This is a genomic window from Enterobacter sp. E14S (assembly GCF_055666685.1).
In genome coordinates, this window is the sequence record NZ_JBVODQ010000003.1 from 477,670 (window position 1) to 495,423 (window position 17,754).

At 55.0% G+C, this 17,754-nt stretch carries 15 protein-coding genes and 7 tRNA genes; 21 read left to right on the forward strand and 1 reads right to left on the reverse strand.

Annotated elements, in window-relative coordinates; genetic code table 11:
• Positions 1–35: 35 nt before the first annotated feature.
• From nagA to ACZ6J2_RS10475, 11 genes are all read left to right on the forward strand, one after another.
• Positions 36–1,184, forward strand: coding sequence for an N-acetylglucosamine-6-phosphate deacetylase (gene nagA / locus ACZ6J2_RS10425; RefSeq protein WP_029740146.1), 1,149 nt, complete (start codon positions 36–38; stop codon positions 1,182–1,184).
• 8 nt (positions 1,185–1,192) lie between these two features.
• Entirely contained in the window at positions 1,193–2,413 is a 1,221-nt protein-coding gene (gene nagC / locus ACZ6J2_RS10430) for a DNA-binding transcriptional regulator NagC (RefSeq protein WP_021242995.1), read from the forward strand.
• Between the two features lie 45 nt (positions 2,414–2,458).
• Positions 2,459–3,211: a ribonucleotide monophosphatase NagD gene (gene nagD / locus ACZ6J2_RS10435; protein WP_023310763.1), complete on the forward strand. Its 753-nt coding sequence runs from the start codon at positions 2,459–2,461 to the stop codon at positions 3,209–3,211.
• A gap of 249 nt (positions 3,212–3,460) precedes the next feature.
• Positions 3,461–5,125: an asparagine synthase B gene (gene asnB / locus ACZ6J2_RS10440; protein ID WP_246947298.1), complete on the forward strand. Its 1,665-nt coding sequence runs from the start codon at positions 3,461–3,463 to the stop codon at positions 5,123–5,125.
• 226 nt (positions 5,126–5,351) lie between these two features.
• Positions 5,352–5,428, forward strand: a tRNA-Met gene (locus tag ACZ6J2_RS10445).
• 8 nt (positions 5,429–5,436) lie between these two features.
• Positions 5,437–5,521, forward strand: a tRNA-Leu gene (locus ACZ6J2_RS10450).
• Between the two features lie 23 nt (positions 5,522–5,544).
• A tRNA-Gln gene (locus tag ACZ6J2_RS10455) sits at positions 5,545–5,619 on the forward strand.
• Positions 5,620–5,651: 32 nt separating this feature from the next.
• Positions 5,652–5,726 (forward strand) — tRNA-Gln (locus ACZ6J2_RS10460).
• A gap of 17 nt (positions 5,727–5,743) precedes the next feature.
• Positions 5,744–5,820, forward strand: a tRNA-Met gene (locus tag ACZ6J2_RS10465).
• Between the two features lie 40 nt (positions 5,821–5,860).
• Positions 5,861–5,935, forward strand: a tRNA-Gln gene (locus tag ACZ6J2_RS10470).
• A 35-nt stretch (positions 5,936–5,970) separates the two neighbouring features.
• Positions 5,971–6,045: transfer RNA gene (locus tag ACZ6J2_RS10475), tRNA-Gln, on the forward strand.
• 110 nt (positions 6,046–6,155) lie between these two features.
• Here ACZ6J2_RS10475 and ubiF read toward each other — a convergent pair.
• The gene (gene ubiF / locus ACZ6J2_RS10480; protein ID WP_471725662.1) at positions 6,156–7,331 is read right to left on the reverse strand and encodes a 3-demethoxyubiquinol 3-hydroxylase; all 1,176 of its coding nucleotides are present in this window, start codon (positions 7,329–7,331) and stop codon (positions 6,156–6,158) included.
• A gap of 135 nt (positions 7,332–7,466) precedes the next feature.
• On the opposite strand from ubiF, the gene miaB reads away from it, so the two are divergent.
• The 10 genes from miaB to rihA all read left to right on the forward strand — a co-directional run bounded on the left by miaB (position 7,467) and on the right by rihA (position 17,740).
• Positions 7,467–8,891 (forward strand): tRNA (N6-isopentenyl adenosine(37)-C2)-methylthiotransferase MiaB, encoded by a 1,425-nt coding sequence (gene miaB, locus ACZ6J2_RS10485; protein ID WP_032641703.1) that lies wholly within the window; start codon positions 7,467–7,469, stop codon positions 8,889–8,891.
• 163 nt (positions 8,892–9,054) lie between these two features.
• Positions 9,055–10,101 carry a PhoH family protein gene (locus tag ACZ6J2_RS10490; RefSeq protein WP_471725663.1) on the forward strand — a complete coding sequence of 349 codons (1,047 nt, stop codon included), beginning with the start codon at positions 9,055–9,057 and terminating at the stop codon, positions 10,099–10,101.
• Complete coding sequence (gene ybeY / locus ACZ6J2_RS10495) at positions 10,098–10,565, forward strand: rRNA maturation RNase YbeY (RefSeq protein WP_008501052.1); 468 nt, start codon at positions 10,098–10,100, stop codon at positions 10,563–10,565. Before ACZ6J2_RS10490 ends, ybeY begins: the two co-directional genes overlap by 4 nt.
• A gap of 89 nt (positions 10,566–10,654) precedes the next feature.
• The gene (gene corC, locus ACZ6J2_RS10500; RefSeq protein ID WP_021242574.1) at positions 10,655–11,533 is read left to right on the forward strand and encodes a CNNM family magnesium/cobalt transport protein CorC; all 879 of its coding nucleotides are present in this window, start codon (positions 10,655–10,657) and stop codon (positions 11,531–11,533) included.
• A 5-nt stretch (positions 11,534–11,538) separates the two neighbouring features.
• Positions 11,539–13,077, forward strand: a complete 1,539-nt coding sequence (lnt, locus tag ACZ6J2_RS10505) for an apolipoprotein N-acyltransferase (RefSeq protein WP_471725664.1) — start codon at positions 11,539–11,541, stop codon at positions 13,075–13,077.
• 400 nt (positions 13,078–13,477) lie between these two features.
• Positions 13,478–14,383, forward strand: coding sequence for an amino acid ABC transporter substrate-binding protein (locus ACZ6J2_RS10510; RefSeq protein WP_008501049.1), 906 nt, complete (start codon positions 13,478–13,480; stop codon positions 14,381–14,383).
• 155 nt (positions 14,384–14,538) lie between these two features.
• Positions 14,539–15,279, forward strand: coding sequence for an amino acid ABC transporter permease (locus tag ACZ6J2_RS10515; protein ID WP_023310756.1), 741 nt, complete (start codon positions 14,539–14,541; stop codon positions 15,277–15,279).
• Positions 15,279–15,953, forward strand: coding sequence for a glutamate/aspartate ABC transporter permease GltK (gltK, locus tag ACZ6J2_RS10520; RefSeq protein ID WP_014883002.1), 675 nt, complete (start codon positions 15,279–15,281; stop codon positions 15,951–15,953). The genes ACZ6J2_RS10515 and gltK overlap by 1 nt, the downstream gene beginning before the upstream one ends.
• A complete protein-coding gene (locus ACZ6J2_RS10525) occupies positions 15,953–16,678 on the forward strand; it encodes an amino acid ABC transporter ATP-binding protein (RefSeq protein ID WP_471725665.1) in 726 nt (241 codons plus the stop codon). The genes gltK and ACZ6J2_RS10525 overlap by 1 nt, the downstream gene beginning before the upstream one ends.
• Positions 16,679–16,798: 120 nt before the next feature.
• Positions 16,799–17,740 carry a pyrimidine-specific ribonucleoside hydrolase RihA gene (gene rihA, locus ACZ6J2_RS10530; protein ID WP_471725666.1) on the forward strand — a complete coding sequence of 314 codons (942 nt, stop codon included), beginning with the start codon at positions 16,799–16,801 and terminating at the stop codon, positions 17,738–17,740.
• The last annotated feature ends 14 nt before the right edge of the window (positions 17,741–17,754 follow it).

The following is a 17,754-nucleotide window of genomic DNA, read 5'->3' on the forward strand; positions in this document are numbered from 1 at the left end:
CAAGAGGCGGCCGCTTTTTTTAACCGGGGGTCGTTATGTACGCTTTAACCCACGGTCGGATTTATACCGGCCATGAAATTCTGGATGACCATGCGATTGTTATCGCTGATGGCCTGATTGAACGTGTTTGCCCGCTGGCAGAACTGCCGCCGGAGATTGAACAGCGCTCACTCAATGGAGCAGTAATCTCCCCCGGTTTCATCGACGTACAGCTCAACGGCTGCGGCGGTGTGCAATTCAATGACACCGCGGATGCGGTGACGGTCGAAACGCTGGAGATCATGCAGAAAGCCAACGAGAAATCGGGCTGCACCAGCTATTTGCCAACGCTCATCACAAGCAGTGATGATCTCATGAAGCAGGGTATCCGCGTGATGCGCGAATACCTGGCCAAACACCCTAATCAGGCGCTGGGTCTGCACCTTGAAGGGCCATGGCTGAATATGGTCAAGAAAGGAACGCATAACCCGAATTACGTGCGTAAACCTGATGCGGAACTGGTTGACTACATGTGTGCGAACGCCGATGTGATCACCAAAGTGACGCTGGCACCTGAAATGACGGGTACGGATGTCATCAGCAAACTGGCTGGTGCCGGGATTATCGTTTCAGCTGGCCACTCAAACGCGACGCTGAAAGAAGCGAAAGCCGGTTTCCGCGCGGGCATTACTTTCGCAACGCACCTTTACAACGCTATGCCGTATATCACAGGCCGTGAACCGGGTCTGGTCGGGGCGATTCTGGATGAGCCAGACGTCTACTGCGGCATTATTGCTGACGGCTTACACGTCGATTACACCAACATTCGCAACGCTAAGCGGCTGAAAGGTGACAAGCTTTGTCTGGTGACGGATGCAACCGCACCGGCAGGTGCAAATATTGAGCAGTTCATTTTTGCCGGTAAAACAATATACTACCGCAATGGACTGTGTGTGGATGAAAACGGTACGCTGAGCGGTTCCTCTTTAACCATGATTGAAGGGGTGCGTAACCTGGTTGAACATTGCGGGATTGCGCTTGATGAAGTCCTGCGTATGGCCACCCTTTATCCGGCTCGCGCAATGGGCGTGGATAAACAGCTCGGCGGAATTGCACCAGGTATGGTTGCAAACCTGACGGCATTCACACACGATTATAAAATTATTAAGACCATCGTTAATGGTAACGAGGTCGTCACTGAGTAAGTAAAAGTATGACACCTGGCGGACAAGCTCAAATCGGTAATGTCGATCTCGTTAAACAACTTAACAGTGCGGCGGTATACCGCCTGATTGACCAGCACGGACCAATCTCGCGAATTCAGATAGCCGAACAAAGCCAGCTTGCTCCCGCCAGCGTGACAAAAATTACCCGCCAGCTCATTGAGCGCGGTCTTATCAAAGAAGTCGATCAGCAGGCCTCTACCGGGGGCCGCCGCGCCATCTCCATTATCACCGAAACCCGCAATTTTCAGGCCATTGGCGTCCGTCTGGGCCGTCATGACACCACGCTCACGCTGTACGATCTGAGCAGTAAAGCGATTGCGGAAGAGCACTACCCTCTTCCGGAGCGCACTCAGGAGACGCTGGAGCATGCGCTGCTGAATACCATCGCGCAGTTTATTGAAAGCTGTCAGCGCAAGATCCGTGAACTCATTGCCATCTCCGTGATTCTGCCCGGCCTGGTCGACCCGGAAAGCGGCGTGATCCGCTATATGCCGCACATTCAGGTTGAAAACTGGGGGCTGGTCGACGCGCTGGAAAAGCGTTTTAAGGTGACCTGCTTTGTGGGCCACGACATTCGCTCTCTGGCGCTGGCAGAGCACTACTTTGGTGCGAGCCAGGACTGTGAAGACTCTATTCTGGTGCGCGTTCACCGCGGAACGGGCGCCGGTATTATCTCTAACGGCCGTATTTTTATTGGTCGCAACGGTAACGTCGGCGAGATCGGCCACATTCAGGTTGAGCCCCTCGGAGAGCGCTGCCACTGCGGCAACTTCGGCTGTCTTGAGACCATTGCCGCCAACACGGCCATCGAGCAGCGCGTTCGCCATCTCCTTGAACAGGGTTACCAAAGCCGCGTCACGCTGGACGATTGCAAGATAGGCACCATCTGCAAAGCCGCCAATAAAGGCGACGCGCTGGCCTGTGAAGTGATCGAGCAGGTAGGCCGTCATCTGGGGAAAACCATCGCCATCGCCATTAACCTGTTTAACCCCCAGAAAGTGGTTATCGCCGGTGAAATTGTGGAGGCGGAAAAGGTGCTGCTCCCCGCCATTGAAGGCTGTATTAACACCCAGGCGCTGAAAGCATTCCGCCAGAACCTCCCGGTGGTTCGTTCAAAGCTTGACCATCGCTCGGCGATTGGCGCGTTCGCGCTGGTCAAACGCGCCATGCTCAACGGAATTCTGCTGCAGCATTTGCTGGAAAGTTGATCGGACCTTATAGTAACGCCTTCTTTTTTTGATGTCGGACTGTCCATGACCATTAAGAATGTAATTTGTGATATCGACGGCGTGCTGATGCACGACAACGTTGCCGTGCCGGGTGCTGCGGAGTTTCTTCACCGCATCATCGACAAAGGAATGCCTCTGGTTCTGCTCACGAACTACCCTTCCCAAACCGGTCAGGATCTGGCTAACCGCTTTGCCACGGCGGGCGTCGACGTTCCGGACAGCGTGTTTTATACCTCGGCAATGGCCACGGCGGATTTTCTGAAGCGTCAGGAAGGTAAAAAAGCCTACGTAGTGGGTGAAGGTGCGCTGATACACGAGCTGTACAAAGCTGGCTTTACCATCACTGACGTGAACCCGGACTTTGTGATTGTCGGCGAAACGCGCTCCTTTAACTGGGAGATGATGCATAAGGCAGCATACTTTGTCGCCAGCGGCGCGCGCTTTATCGCGACCAACCCGGATACGCACGGCCGTGGTTTTTATCCGGCCTGCGGCGCGCTGTGCGCCGGTATCGAAAAAATCTCAGGTCGTCAGCCGTTTGTGGTCGGTAAACCGAGCCCGTGGATCATTCGTGCCGCGCTCAACAAGATGCAGGCCCACTCTGAAGAAACCGTTATTGTCGGCGATAACCTGCGCACCGATATTCTGGCCGGATTCCAGGCGGGTCTGGAGACGATTCTGGTCCTCTCCGGCGTCTCTCAACTTGATGACATTGATTCGATGCCGTTCCGGCCAAGTTGGATTTACCCCTCCGTCGATGAAATCGACATCATCTGATACCGAACCACGCCTCAGGGCGTGGTTTTTCATTTATGGCCTGCACAAATAAAACCACATCTAACAAAAAGCACGTTTTATTGCATAATCATCAATAAAAGAATTCATGGCATACTCTTTTTTCACTATTCCGCAATCACTATTGCACTTTTTCCGTTTTCACCCGTAAAACGCTTGCGCGCCCTGCCCCTTTGCGGCATTTTCATAAGCAAGCAACATTACAAAGCAACAGGGTTAACGGAGAAGGTTATGTGTTCAATTTTTGGCGTACTGGATATTAAAACTGACGCGGGCGAACTGCGTAAAAAGGCACTCGAACTGTCCCGCCTGATGCGTCACCGCGGTCCGGACTGGTCAGGCGTTTACGCCAGTGATAAAGCGATTCTGGCTCACGAACGTCTGTCCATTGTTGACGTCAACGCCGGTGCACAGCCGCTGTATAACGAGAAAAAAACGCACGCGCTGGCTGTCAACGGTGAGATCTACAACCACCAGGCGCTGCGCGCCGAATACGGCGACCGCTACGTTTTCCAGACCGGTTCTGACTGTGAAGTGATCCTGGCGCTGTATCAGGAGAAAGGGCCCGAGTTCCTGGACGACCTGCAGGGCATGTTCGCCTTCGCCCTGTACGACAGCGAAAAAGACGCTTACCTGATTGGCCGTGACCACATCGGCATTATCCCGCTGTACATGGGCCACGATGAGCACGGCAACTTCTACGTGGCCTCTGAAATGAAAGCCCTGGTGCCGGTATGCCGCACCATTAAAGAGTTCCCGGCGGGTAGCTATCTGTGGAGCAAAGACGGCGAGATCCGTTCCTATTACCAGCGTGACTGGTTCGACTATGATGCGGTAAAAGACAACGTCACGGACAAAGCCGAGCTGCGTCAGGCCCTGGAAGACTCCGTGAAAAGCCACCTGATGTCCGACGTGCCGTACGGCGTGCTGCTCTCCGGCGGTCTGGACTCCTCCGTGATCTCCGCGATCACCAAGAAATTCGCGGCCCGTCGCGTGGAAGATCAGGAGCGCTCAGAAGCCTGGTGGCCACAGCTGCACTCTTTTGCCGTTGGCCTGGAAGGCGCACCTGACCTGAAAGCCGCGCAGGAAGTGGCGAACCACCTCGGCACCGTGCACCATGAGATTCACTTCACCGTGCAGGAAGGTCTGGATGCGATCCGCGATGTGATCTATCACATTGAAACCTATGACGTGACCACCATCCGCGCCTCAACGCCGATGTACCTGATGTCGCGTAAGATCAAAGCGATGGGCATCAAGATGGTGCTCTCCGGCGAAGGGTCTGACGAAGTGTTTGGCGGCTACCTGTACTTCCACAAAGCGCCGAACGCCAAAGAGCTGCACGAAGAGACCGTGCGTAAGCTGCAGGCGCTGCACATGTTCGACTGTGCGCGTGCCAACAAAGCGATGTCGGCCTGGGGCGTGGAAGCGCGCGTGCCGTTCCTGGATAAGAAATTCCTCGACGTGGCGATGCGCATCAACCCGCAGGACAAGATGTGCGGCAACGGCAAAATGGAAAAACATATCCTGCGTGAGTGTTTTGAATCCTACCTGCCGGCGAGCGTGGCATGGCGTCAGAAAGAGCAGTTCTCTGATGGCGTAGGCTATAGCTGGATCGACACCCTGAAAGAGGTCGCGGCGAAACAGGTTTCTGACCAACAGCTGGAAACCGCGAGCTTCCGCTTCCCGTACAACACGCCGGGTTCGAAAGAGGCCTATCTGTACCGTGAAATTTTTGAAGAGCTGTTCCCGGTACCGAGCGCCGCGGAGTGCGTACCGGGTGGCCCGTCCGTCGCCTGCTCTTCTGCCAAAGCGATTGAATGGGATGAATCTTTCAAATCCATGAACGATCCGTCAGGACGCGCGGTAGGCGTTCACCAGTCAGCCTACAAATAATCATTCAGATCGCAATCAGGCCCTTCAGGGGCCTGATTTTTTTGCCTCACATTTCACCGTCTAAATCTGATTAATAACCAATAATTGCCGAATATTCGGCCACGCTGTTCGCAACCTAACCAAACAGTCACATTCAGGCTATTTTCGTTGAAAAAGGTGTTGACGCTGCAAGGGTCTATACGCATAATGCGCCCCGCAACGCCGATAAGGTAACGCGAAAAAAGATGGCTACGTAGCTCAGTTGGTTAGAGCACATCACTCATAATGATGGGGTCACAGGTTCGAATCCCGTCGTAGCCACCATCTTTTTTGCGGGAGTGGCGAAATTGGTAGACGCACCAGATTTAGGTTCTGGCGCCGCAAGGTGTGCGAGTTCAAGTCTCGCCTCCCGCACCATTCCCGGGTAAGCGTTGCACGGATGGGGTATCGCCAAGCGGTAAGGCACCGGTTTTTGATACCGGCATTCCCTGGTTCGAATCCAGGTACCCCAGCCATATTTCTTCGATTTTGCGGTTCTCCGCGGTATTGGGGTATCGCCAAGCGGTAAGGCACCGGTTTTTGATACCGGCATTCCCTGGTTCGAATCCAGGTACCCCAGCCATCGAAGATTGCAGTACTGGCTACGTAGCTCAGTTGGTTAGAGCACATCACTCATAATGATGGGGTCACAGGTTCGAATCCCGTCGTAGCCACCAAATTAAGATTGTCGATTTTTCGGTAATCAAGACAAATTGTTGGGGTATCGCCAAGCGGTAAGGCACCGGATTCTGATTCCGGCATTCCGAGGTTCGAATCCTCGTACCCCAGCCAATTTAAAAGTCGTTAAGCAGTTTGTTTAACGCAATTGGGGTGTCGCCAAGCGGTAAGGCTCTGGTTTCTGATACCAGCATTCCGGGGTTCGAATCCCTGCACCCCAGCCACTTAAGTAACAAAAAAGCCCGCTCTGCGGGCTTTTTTGTTTTTGTTGTTCAGGATGATGCGGCCTGATGCCCTCACCCTGACCCTCTCCCACTGGGAGAGGGGGAAAAGATTAAAGTCCTAAGGCGTATTTCAGCGCCTGACGCTTCAGACCACCTGCACGCTCCGCTGCCATCAGTCCAATATTACGCAGAATGCGCACCGGGGCTAAGTCATTGCTGAATCCGGCATAGAACAGATCCATCCCCGACTGCATAATAAAGTTATCCGCCATGCGCCGCGTCTGGTAACGCTTCAGCACCTGATGGCTGGCCCAGTTTTCCGCGTGCCCGCGGGCGCTGCCCAGCACATCCAGTAACGCATCGACATCACGGTACCCCAGATTCACGCCCTGCCCGGCCAGCGGATGAATGGTGTGCGCTGCATCGCCCACCAGCGCCAGCCCTTCACGGGCATACTGCAAAGCATGGCGCCGCGTGAGGGGAAACGCCCCGGCAGCCACCGGCGTAACGTTGCCCAGACGGCTCGGAAAATGCAGGCGAATTTCCCGCTGCAATTGTTCCATTGAAAGCCCCTGCAGCTGGCGAATGCGTGCCGGTTTGTCGTACCAGACCAGCGATGCCCAGTTATCAAACAGCGGTAAAAACGCATGCGGGCCATTCGGCGTGAAGTGCTGCCACGTGCTTTCTCCCGGCGCATTCTCGCACTCGACGGTAATCAGCATGCAGGACTGCTCATACTGCCAGGCATGAACGCCAATTCCCGCCATCTGTCTGACCTGCGAGTTAGCGCCGTCCGCTCCGACGACGAGCTTCACGGCCAGTTCATCGCCGCTGTCGAGCGTCAGCAAATACCCGCTCTCGTGAGGATGCAGTGCCTTAATCGACGCCGGAACGCGCAGCGTCACCTTCGGATGCGCCTCCAGCGACAGCCAGAGCGCCTGCTGGAGCACATTGTTTTCCACCATATAACCCAGGCGAGGCAGCTTCAGCTCAGCGGCATCAAACGCGACGTGGGCATTTTCCCACTCCCAGGTTTCAAGACGGCTGTAAGGATGGGCGCGCATCGCCAGCACCGCCTCCCAGACGCCCAGCCCGCGCAGCAGATCGACGGACGCCGCGCTGATCGCGGAAATGCGCACATCCGGTTTGCTGGCGGGATCGAAGGGCGGCGGAGCAGCCTGTTCAATTACCGTTACCTCAAATCCCTGCTGCGCCAGCCCCAGCGCCAGCGCGCCGCCGACCATACCGCCGCCGACAACGGCAACTTCGGTGTGTAGGAGTGTCATGGTCAATTTTCCTTATTGGAGAATCCCTTAAGTTTACCGGATTTTTGCGGTCCTGAGACACATAACCTTCATACTGGTCACAACCCCACCAAAGCATTACAATACGCGGCTTGCAATCCTGAGCTGAGCAAGTCGATGACTAAAAAACTCCATATAAAAACCTGGGGCTGTCAGATGAACGAATACGATTCATCCAAGATGGCCGATCTGCTGGATTCAACCCACGGATACCAGCTGACAGAAAATGTGAAAGAAGCGGACGTGCTGCTGCTGAACACCTGTTCGATTCGTGAAAAAGCGCAGGAAAAAGTCTTTCACGTGTTAGGCCGCTGGAAGCTTCTCAAGCGAAAAAATCCGGACCTGATCATCGGCGTGGGTGGCTGCGTTGCGTCGCAGGAAGGTAAGCTGATCCGCCAGAGAGCCCCGTATGTGGATATTGTCTTTGGCCCTCAGACCCTGCACCGCCTGCCGGAGATGATCAATCAGGTTCGCGGCAACCGCAGCCCGGTCGTTGACGTGAGCTTCCCGGAAATCGAAAAGTTCGACCGTTTGCCAGAGCCGCGCGCCGATGGCCCGACCGCCTTCGTCTCTATCATGGAAGGCTGCAACAAATACTGCACTTACTGCGTGGTGCCTTACACCCGCGGTGAAGAAGTCAGCCGTCCGGCAGACGATATTCTGTTTGAAATTGCGCAGCTTGCCGCACAGGGCGTTCGCGAAGTGAACCTGCTGGGCCAGAACGTAAACGCCTGGCGCGGGGAAAACTACGACGGCACCACCGGCAGCTTTGCCGAGCTGCTGCGTCTGGTGGCCGCGATTGACGGTATCGACCGCATTCGCTTTACCACCAGTCATCCGATGGAGTTTACCGACGACATCATTGACGTGTATCGCGATACGCCAGAGCTGGTGAGCTTCCTGCACCTGCCGATTCAGTGTGGCTCTGACCGCGTGCTGAACCTGATGGGCCGCCCGCATACGGTGCTGGAGTACAAGTCCACCATTCGTAAGCTGCGTGAAGCGCGTCCGGATATCCAGATCAGCTCCGACTTTATCGTCGGCTTCCCTGGCGAAACCGCTGATGACTTCGAGCGCACCATGAAGCTCATCGGTGAAGTGAATTTTGACGTCAGCTACAGCTTCATCTTTTCTGCGCGTCCTGGAACACCTGCGGCCGATATGGTTGACGATGTACCGGAAGAAGAGAAAAAGCAGCGTCTGTATATTCTGCAGGAGCGTATTAACCAGCAGGCCAACGCGTGGAGCCGTCGTATGCTCGGCACCGTTCAGCGCATTCTGGTGGAAGGCACCTCCCGCAAGAGCATTATGGAACTCTCCGGTCGTACCGAAAACAACCGCGTGGTGAACTTTGAAGGCACCCCGGATATGATCGGTAAATTCGTGGACGTCGAGATTGTTGAAGTGCTGACCAACTCGCTGCGCGCGAAGCTGGTACGCACCGAGGACGAAATGGGCCTGCGTATTGCCGAGTCACCGGAATCCGTGATCTCTCGTACCCGTAAAGAAAACGATTCTGGCGTGGGGATTTACCAGCCTTAATCCCCCTGGCCTGCCTTTCCGGCAGGCCTTGTATTTCCTCTCATCGTCCCCAATATCTTCCGCAACGCTTGCGCCTTTATTCTGTGGCGTGAATAATTTCGGTAATGACCGTTTTATTACGCCCTATCGCAATGGGTCAGTTAAACAATTAAAGAGGAACAGTTTGAATATAGATACGCGTGAAATTAGCCTTGAGCCAGCAGACAACGCTCGCCTGCTGAGCCTGTGCGGGCCGTTTGATGACAACATCAAACAACTGGAGCGACGTCTGGGTATCGAAATCAATCGTCGCGATAATCATTTCAAACTTACCGGACGCCCTATCTGCGTCAACGCCGCTGCGGACATTCTGCGTAGCCTTTATGTTGATACCGCCCCAATGCGCGGCGAAATTCAGGATATCGAGCCGGAACAGATCCACCTCGCCATTAAAGAGGCGCGCGTGCTTGAGCAGAGCGCGGAAAGCGTGCCGGACTACGGCAAGGCCATTAACATCAAGACCAAACGTGGCGTCATTAAGCCGCGTACGCCAAACCAGGCGCAGTACATCGCCAATATCCTCGACCACGACATCACCTTCGGCGTGGGTCCGGCGGGTACGGGTAAAACCTATCTGGCCGTTGCCGCTGCGGTAGATGCGCTGGAACGCCAGGAGATCCGTCGCATCCTGCTGACCCGCCCTGCCGTCGAAGCGGGTGAAAAACTCGGCTTCCTGCCGGGCGATCTGAGCCAGAAGGTCGACCCGTATCTGCGCCCTTTATACGATGCGCTGTTCGAGATGCTCGGCTTTGAGAAGGTCGAGAAGCTCATTGAGCGTAACGTTATCGAAGTTGCCCCGCTCGCCTACATGCGCGGTCGTACGCTGAACGATGCGTTCATCATTCTCGATGAGAGCCAGAACACCACCATCGAACAGATGAAGATGTTCCTGACGCGTATCGGCTTTAACTCGAAAGCGGTCATTACCGGTGACGTCACCCAGATCGACCTGCCGCGCAGTACCAAATCAGGACTGCGCCACGCGATTGAGGTGCTGGCCGAGGTCGAAGAAATCAGCTTTAACTTCTTCCACAGTGAAGACGTGGTACGCCACCCGGTGGTCGCGCGTATCGTTAACGCCTATGAAGCCTGGGAAGAGGCGGATCAGAAGCGTAAGGCCGAACTGGCCGCAGAACGTAAGCGCGAAGCGCAGGAGCAAGAACAGAAATGAGTCAGGTGATCCTCGATTTACAGCTGGCCTGTGAAGACAATTCCGGCATGCCAGATGAGGCACAGTTTCAGAAATGGCTGGATGCCGTTATTCCTCAGTTTCAGGAAGAATCAGAAGTGACGATTCGCCTGGTGGATGAAGCAGAAAGCCATGAGCTTAACCTGACCTATCGCGGGAAAGATAAGCCGACCAACGTGCTCTCTTTCCCGTTCGAAGCGCCTCCGGGCATTGAGATGCCGCTGCTGGGCGATCTGATCATCTGCCGTCAGGTGGTTGAACAGGAAGCAAAAGAGCAGCAAAAGCCGCTCGAGGCCCACTGGGCGCATATGGTGGTACACGGCAGCCTGCATCTGCTCGGCTACGATCACATTGAAGATGACGAAGCGGAAGAGATGGAGTCCCTCGAGACAGAGATAATGCTTGCTCTGGGCTATGAGGATCCGTACATTGCCGAGAAAGAATAGTCCGTCATCTGACTGACTCACATGCCGCCACGAAAGGACATCGCGTGGCGGTAAACGTTGAACTAACAAGAGAACCCTTAACAAACGCCATGAGCGACGACAATTCACACAGTAGCGACACGACAACCAGTAAAAAGGGATTTTTCTCCCTCATTCTGAACCAGCTTTTCCACGGCGAACCCAAAAACCGTGATGAACTGCTGGAGCTGATTCGTGATTCCGGGCAGAACGACCTTATCGATGAAGATACGCGCGAAATGCTCGAAGGGGTTATGGACATCGCCGACCAGCGCGTTCGCGATATCATGATCCCCCGCTCGCAGATGATCACCCTGAAACGTAACCAGACCCTGGACGAGTGCCTCGATGTGATCATCGAATCAGCCCACTCGCGTTTCCCGGTCATCAGCGAAGACAAAGATCACATCGAAGGGATTTTGATGGCCAAAGATCTGCTGCCGTTTATGCGCAGCGATGCCGAAGCCTTCAGCATGGAAAAAGTGTTACGCCAGGCCGTGGTTGTGCCGGAGAGTAAACGTGTGGATCGGATGCTGAAAGAGTTTCGCTCTCAGCGTTACCACATGGCGATTGTTATTGATGAATTTGGTGGCGTTTCCGGTCTGGTCACGATCGAGGATATTCTTGAGCTGATCGTGGGCGAAATCGAAGACGAGTACGACGAAGAAGAAGATATCGACTTCCGTCAGCTTAGCCGCCACACCTGGACCGTGCGTGCGCTGGCCTCGATTGAGGACTTCAACGACGCCTTCGGTACCCACTTCAGCGATGAAGAGGTCGATACCATTGGCGGGCTGGTGATGCAGGCCTTTGGCCACCTCCCGGCGCGCGGTGAGACCGTTGACATCGACGGTTACCAGTTCAAAGTGGCAATGGCCGACAGCCGACGTATTATACAGGTTCACGTCAGAACGCCGGACGACTCACCGGTGCCAAAACTGGAAGATTAATGTAAATGGCATTTGCCCCACTGCTTGAACGCCAGCGCGTCCGTTTGCTGCTGGCGCTGTTACTTGGAGCCAGCGGTACGCTGGCTTTCTCTCCTTACGATATCTGGCCTGCGGCCATTCTCTCCCTGATGGGGCTTCAGGGCCTGACCCTGAATCGTCGTCCGGTACAGGCTGCTGCCGTCGGTTACTTCTGGGGGCTGGGGCTGTTTGGCTCAGGCATCAACTGGGTCTATGTCAGCATCGCCCAGTTTGGCGGAATGCCTGGCCCGGTTAACGTCTTCCTGGTGGTATTGCTCGCCGCGTATCTCTCGCTCTATATCGGTCTGTTCGCCGGCATCCTTTCTCGCCTGTGGCCAAAAACCACCTGGCTGCGCGTCGCTATTGCCGCACCGGTGGTCTGGCAAATAACCGAGTTCCTGCGAGGCTGGGTGCTGACGGGCTTCCCGTGGCTGCAGTTCGGCTACAGCCAGATTGACGGCCCGCTGAAAGGCCTGGCGCCGGTAATGGGCGTTGAGGCCATCAACTTCCTGCTGATGGTGGTGAGCGGCCTGCTGGTATTAGCGCTGGTCACACGCTGCTGGAAGCCGCTGGCTGTAGCGCTGGTGCTGTTTGCCCTGCCCTTCCCGCTGCGCTATATCCAGTGGTTCACGCCCGAGCCCGATCGCGCCATGCAGGTTTCCATGGTGCAGGGGAATATCCCGCAGTCCATGAAGTGGGATGAGAAAGAGCTGCTGAATACGCTGAAGATTTACGCCAACGCCACCGAAGAGGTAATGGGTAAATCCCAGCTGATCATCTGGCCGGAATCTGCCATTCCCGATCTGGAAATTAACCAGCAGCCGTTCCTCAACATGATGAACGACCTGTTGCTGGCGCGCGGCAGCACGCTGATCACCGGGATTGTCGATGCGCGTCTGAATCAGCAGAACCGCTATGACACCTACAACAGCATCATTACGCTCGGGAAAGACAGCGAGTACAGCTACCACTCCACTGACAGGTACAATAAGAACCACCTGGTGCCGTTTGGTGAATTTGTCCCGCTGGAGTCGATTCTGCGCCCGCTGGCCCCGTTCTTTGACCTGCCGATGTCCTCTTTCAGCCGCGGCCCGTACGTACAGCCTCAGCTGCACGCGCACGGCTTTGCCCTGACGGCGGCCATCTGCTACGAAATCATTCTCGGCGAGCAGGTACGCGATAACTTCCGCCCGGATACCGACTATCTGCTGACCATTTCCAACGATGCCTGGTTTGGTAAGTCAATCGGCCCGTGGCAGCACTTCCAGATGGCACGTATGCGCTCTCTGGAGCTGGCGCGTCCGCTGCTGCGCAGCACCAACAACGGCATCACCGCTGTGATTGGTCCACAGGGTGAAATTCAGGCGATGATCCCGCAGTTTACCCGTGAGGTACTGACCACTAAAGTCACGCCAACCACGGGGCTGACGCCATACGCTCGTACCGGCAACTGGCCGCTGTGGATTTTGACCGTGCTGTTCGGCTTTGGCGCGGTGCTGATGAGCCTGCGTCAGCGTCGGAAATAACCTTCCCTTCTGTTGCCGGGTGGCGCTGACGCTTATCCGGCCTACTTTCCCATGCTGTAGGTCGGGTAAGGCGTAGCCGCCACCCGACAATTCCCTCCAAATGCCAATTCTGGCACGCCTATTGCTTTGTTTATTCAGGTAAACGCAGTTTGGCTTAACGTGCAACTTTGTCGCACCAGCGTAGATCATCGGTAGCACCGAAACGGTGCAACGGGAGATATTTGCCTCTGAATGGTGCGGCGCGCTTCGCAAAAATAAACAATAACGCAGCAAAATCTTTACATTAAGCCAGACTAAATGTTAACAAGCTTGCATAACACTGCACTCGCATTGCGCGAGATATAACAACATCACAATGGGTATCAAAGCGTCTCTGGCGCTGATAAAAAAGGAGTTGGGTATGCAATTACGTAAACTGGCCACAGCAATGCTGGTTATGGGAATGTCTGCAGGCGTGGTTCACGCTGAAGATGCGCCGGCAGCAGGCAGCACTCTCGACAAGATTGCCAAAAACGGCGTCATCGTGGTCGGCCACCGTGAATCTTCTGTCCCGTTCTCTTACTACGACAACACGCAAAAAGTCGTGGGCTATTCACAGGATTACTCCAACGCCATCGTTGAAGCTGTGAAGAAAAAGCTGAACAAACCTGACCTGCAGGTGAAGCTGATCCCAATCACTTCACAGAACCGTATTCCACTGCTGCAAAACGGCACCTTTGACTTCGAGTGTGGCTCCACCACTAACAACCTCGAGCGTCAGAAACAGGCTGCCTTCTCTGACACCATCTTTGTCGTGGGCACCCGTCTGCTGACGAAGAAAGGCGGTGAGATCAAAGACTTCGCTGACCTGAAAGGCAAAGCGGTTGTTGTCACCTCCGGTACCACGTCAGAAGTGCTGCTGCACAAGCTGAACGACGAGAAGAAAATGGATATGCGCATCATCAGCGCGAAAGACCATGGCGACTCCTTCCGTACCCTGGAAAGCGGTCGTGCCGTCGCGTTTATGATGGATGACGCCCTGCTGGCGGGCGAACGTGCGAAAGCGAAGAAACCAGACAACTGGGATATCGTTGGTACCGCGCAGTCCAAAGAAGCCTACGGCTGTATGCTGCGTAAAGACGATCCGCAGTTCAAAAAGCTGATCGATGACACCATCGCTCAGGTGCAGACCTCCGGCGAAGCGGAGAAATGGTTCGACAAGTGGTTCAAGAACCCAATTCCACCAAAAAACCTGAACATGAATTTTGAACTGTCTGACGACATGAAAGCGCTGTTCAAATCTCCAAATGACAAGGCTCTTAACTAATTAGAACTACAGGGGCGGGATCTCCTGCCCTCTCGATTGTCGGGAAGCATGGACAGACTATACGTTGAGTGGTCGTTCCCCACTCAGCGCGAAAAATGAGCTTCTCACCAATCTTCGAGGGTAGCGCTGCTACCCTTTTTTTTCTGGAGTTTATTATGTCAATAGACTGGAACTGGGGCATATTCCTGCAACAAGCCCCGTTCGGCAACACCACCTATCTTGGCTGGCTATGGAGCGGCTTTCAGGTTACCGTGGCATTATCGATAACGGCGTGGATTATCGCGTTTCTTGTCGGTTCTCTGTTCGGTATTCTGCGCACCGTCCCTAACCGTTTTCTTTCAACGCTTGGCACCCTGTATGTGGAACTGTTCCGTAACGTTCCGCTGATCGTGCAATTCTTTACCTGGTATCTGGTCATTCCGGAACTACTGCCGGAAAATATTGGCATGTGGTTCAAGTCGGAGCTGGATCCGAACGTGCAATTCTTTGTCTCCTCCATGATGTGTCTGGGGCTGTTTACCGCTGCGCGCGTTTGCGAGCAGGTGCGTGCCGCCATTCAGTCATTGCCGCGCGGACAAAAAAACGCTGGCCTGGCGATGGGCCTGACGCTGCCCCAAACCTACCGCTACGTGCTGCTGCCTAACGCCTACCGCGTAATCGTTCCACCGATGACCTCTGAGATGATGAACCTGGTGAAAAACTCGGCCATCGCCTCAACTATCGGCCTGGTGGATATGGCCGCGCAGGCGGGCAAGCTGCTGGATTATTCCGCCCACGCGTGGGAATCCTTTACCGCGATCACGCTCGCGTATGTTCTGATTAACGCTTTCATCATGCTGGTGATGAACCTGGTTGAACGCAAAATCCGCCTGCCGGGTAATCTGGGGGGCAAATAATGTACGAATTTGACTGGAGTTCTATCGTTCCATCCATGCCTTACCTGCTTGATGGCCTGGTGATTACCTTAAAAATCACCGTTATTGCCATCATCATTGGTATCGTCTGGGGCACCCTGCTGGCCGTTATGCGCCTGTCGAGCTTTAAGCCGCTCGCCTGGTTTGCGACCGCCTACGTTAACGTGTTCCGCTCCATCCCGCTGGTGATGGTGCTGCTGTGGTTTTACCTGATTGTGCCCGGCTTCCTGCAGAACGTGCTGGGGCTGTCGCCGAAAACCGATATCCGTCTGATCTCCGCCATGGTGGCGTTCTCAATGTTCGAGGCCGCTTACTATTCGGAGATTATCCGCGCGGGCATTCAGAGTATCTCCCGCGGGCAATCGAGCGCCGCGCTAGCGCTGGGGATGACGCACTGGCAGTCCATGCAGCTCATTATTCTGCCGCAGGCGTTTCGCGCCATGGTTCCGCTCCTGCTGACCCAGGGCATCGTGCTGTTCCAGGATACCTCGCTGGTCTACGTTCTGAGTCTGGCAGACTTCTTCCGTACCGCGTCAACCATCGGTGAACGTGATGGTACGCAGGTCGAGATGGTGCTCTTTGCGGGTGCGGTCTATTTTGTGATTAGTTTAAGCGCGTCGCTGTTGGTCAGCTGGCTGAAGAAAAGGACGGTATAATGATTTCCCTGAAAAATGTTTCTAAATGGTATGGGCACTTTCAGGTGCTGACCGACTGCTCCACAGAAGTGAAAAAAGGCGACGTGGTGGTAGTGTGCGGGCCGTCCGGCTCCGGTAAATCAACGCTGATCAAAACCGTCAATGGACTGGAGCCGGTGCAGCAGGGTGAGATCGTTGTCAACGGCACCAAAGTCAACGAAAAGAAAACCAACCTCGCCCAGCTTCGCTCTCACGTTGGCATGGTGTTCCAGCACTTTGAGCTGTTCCCTCACCTCTCCATTATTGAGAACCTGACGCTGGCGCAGGTAAAAGTGCTGAAGCGTGATAAAAAAGCGTCGCGCGAGAAAGGTCTGAAACTCCTGGAACGCGTTGGGCTTTCGGCGCATGCCGATAAGTTCCCGGCACAGCTTTCTGGTGGCCAACAGCAGCGTGTGGCGATAGCCCGCGCGCTGTGTATGGATCCGGTGGCAATGCTGTTTGATGAGCCAACGTCGGCGCTCGATCCAGAGATGATCAACGAAGTGCTGGACGTGATGGTCGAGCTGGCGCACGAAGGGATGACTATGATGGTGGTGACCCACGAAATGGGCTTTGCCCGAAAAGTGGCCAACCGCGTGATCTTCATGGACGAAGGGAAAATTGTCGAAGACTCACCGAAAGAAGAGTTCTTCGCTAACCCGAAATCCGAGCGTGCGAAAGATTTCCTTGCGAAAATCCTGCACTAACCTTCCCGGTGCGCAATCTGCGGATTGCGCACTGCTTCACGCTTTCACTCAGTTCCTCTCGTCGGCGTCACATTGCAGCGTTAACCTTGTCACAAAATAACGCTACGTATGGAGAACGCTATGGCACAGCCTATTATTCTCGATTGCGATCCGGGTCATGACGACGCGATCGCGCTCGTCCTCGCTCTTGCCTCCCCTGAACTCGAGGTAAAAGCCGTCACCTCGTCCGCCGGAAACCAGACGCCTGACAAAACCCTGCGCAACGTGCTGCGCATGCTCACGCTGCTCAAACGCACCGATATTCCTGTCGCCGGCGGGGCCGTGAAGCCGCTGATGCGCGAGCTGATTATTGCCGACAACGTTCATGGTGAAAGCGGGCTGGACGGTCCGGCACTGCCGGAGCCGGGCTTCACGCCGCAAAACTGTACCGCCGTCGAGCTGATGGCGAAGGTTCTGCGCGAAAGCGCAGAACCGGTAACGCTGGTGGCAACCGGACCGCAAACCAACGTTGCGCTGCTGCTGAACAGCCATCCTGAGCTGCTTAATAAAATTGCCCGTATTGTGATTATGGGCGGGGCCATGGGGCTGGGGAACTGGACGCCTGCGGCGGAGTTCAACATCTTTGTCGACCCGGAAGCGGCGGAAATCGTCTTTCAGTCCGGCTTACCGATCGTGATGGCCGGGCTGGACGTTACCCATCGCGCGCAGATTATGGCGGACGATATTGAGCGATTCCGCTCCGTGGGTAATACGGTCGCGACAACCGTGGCCGAACTTCTCGACTACTTTATGGAGTATCACAAAGCCGAGAAATGGGGCTTCCACGGCGCGCCGCTGCACGACCCGTGCACCATTGCCTGGCTACTGAAGCCGGAGATGTTCACCACGGTGGACAGATGGGTTGGTGTTGAGACGCAGGGAAAATACACCCAGGGAATGACGGTGGTGGATTACTACTCGCTGACGGGGAATAAACCGAATACCACGGTGATGGTGGACATCGACCGCGAGGCGTTTGTGGATTTGCTGGCGGAGAGGCTGGCTTACTATAGTGCGGCCTGATGCCCTCACCCCAA

Bases quoted from the DNA above. Each gene is read 5' to 3' on its own strand.
- nagA (WP_029740146.1), top strand. From the start codon at position 36: ATGTACGCTTTAACCCACGGTCGGATTTATACCGGCCATGAAATTCTG.
- nagC (WP_021242995.1), top strand. From the start codon at position 1,193: ATGACACCTGGCGGACAAGCTCAAATCGGTAATGTCGATCTCGTTAAA.
- nagD (WP_023310763.1), top strand. From the start codon at position 2,459: ATGACCATTAAGAATGTAATTTGTGATATCGACGGCGTGCTGATGCAC.
- asnB (WP_246947298.1), top strand. From the start codon at position 3,461: ATGTGTTCAATTTTTGGCGTACTGGATATTAAAACTGACGCGGGCGAA.
- ubiF (WP_471725662.1), bottom strand. From the start codon at position 7,331: ATGACACTCCTACACACCGAAGTTGCCGTTGTCGGCGGCGGTATGGTC.
- miaB (WP_032641703.1), top strand. From the start codon at position 7,467: ATGACTAAAAAACTCCATATAAAAACCTGGGGCTGTCAGATGAACGAA.
- ybeY (WP_008501052.1), top strand. From the start codon at position 10,098: ATGAGTCAGGTGATCCTCGATTTACAGCTGGCCTGTGAAGACAATTCC.
- corC (WP_021242574.1), top strand. From the start codon at position 10,655: ATGAGCGACGACAATTCACACAGTAGCGACACGACAACCAGTAAAAAG.
- lnt (WP_471725664.1), top strand. From the start codon at position 11,539: ATGGCATTTGCCCCACTGCTTGAACGCCAGCGCGTCCGTTTGCTGCTG.
- ACZ6J2_RS10510 (WP_008501049.1), top strand. From the start codon at position 13,478: ATGCAATTACGTAAACTGGCCACAGCAATGCTGGTTATGGGAATGTCT.
- ACZ6J2_RS10515 (WP_023310756.1), top strand. From the start codon at position 14,539: ATGTCAATAGACTGGAACTGGGGCATATTCCTGCAACAAGCCCCGTTC.
- gltK (WP_014883002.1), top strand. From the start codon at position 15,279: ATGTACGAATTTGACTGGAGTTCTATCGTTCCATCCATGCCTTACCTG.
- ACZ6J2_RS10525 (WP_471725665.1), top strand. From the start codon at position 15,953: ATGATTTCCCTGAAAAATGTTTCTAAATGGTATGGGCACTTTCAGGTG.
- rihA (WP_471725666.1), top strand. From the start codon at position 16,799: ATGGCACAGCCTATTATTCTCGATTGCGATCCGGGTCATGACGACGCG.